Source organism: Janthinobacterium agaricidamnosum NBRC 102515 = DSM 9628, assembly GCF_000723165.1.
Classification (GTDB): Bacteria; Pseudomonadota; Gammaproteobacteria; order Burkholderiales; family Burkholderiaceae_D; genus Janthinobacterium; species Janthinobacterium agaricidamnosum.
In genome coordinates this window covers 5,936,446-5,936,922 of record NZ_HG322949.1, presented here as the reverse complement: position 1 = coordinate 5,936,922, position 477 = coordinate 5,936,446, and the positions used below count along the sequence as shown (strand labels likewise).

The 477-nt window shown below is 58.3% G+C and carries 1 pseudogene; it reads left to right on the top strand.

Going from position 1 to position 477, the window contains the following annotated elements:
* Positions 1–137: 137 nt before the first annotated feature.
* Positions 138–476: pseudogene (locus GJA_RS28775) on the top strand (IS481 family transposase); the annotation flags it as partial.
* Position 477 lies beyond the last annotated feature (1 nt).

The following is a 477-nucleotide window of genomic DNA, read 5'->3' as shown; positions in this document are numbered from 1 at the left end:
TTGTTTAGTTTCGTGCGATCATATTCCTCGTCGCAGCATGGCCCTGTTCCGCGCCAGAGCTGTGCTTGACGAGTTGATCGGCGGTTTGCCACCGCGATCGTCCCACCGGTTGTAACATATCGCATAAACTTCAGTCCATGAGCACACGCATTCATCCCCAAGCCCGCACTACCCCAAAAATCCGGCAGGAAATCAAGGACTCCGGTCTGTCCGACCGCGAGGCCGCCAAGGTGTTCAATATCACCCGTGCCACGGCAGCCAAGTGGCTCAAGCGGGACGATGTACAAGACCGTTCGCACCGGGCCCATACCCTGCATACGACCCTGAGCACGACGCAGGAGGCCATCGTACTTTCACTGCGTCAGTCGCTCTATCTACCGCTCGATGACCTGCTGTACATTACCCGGCAATACATCAATCCCGATGTATCGCGCTCGGGCATTGCGCGCCTGCTCAAGCGCGAGGGCATGGCCCGTC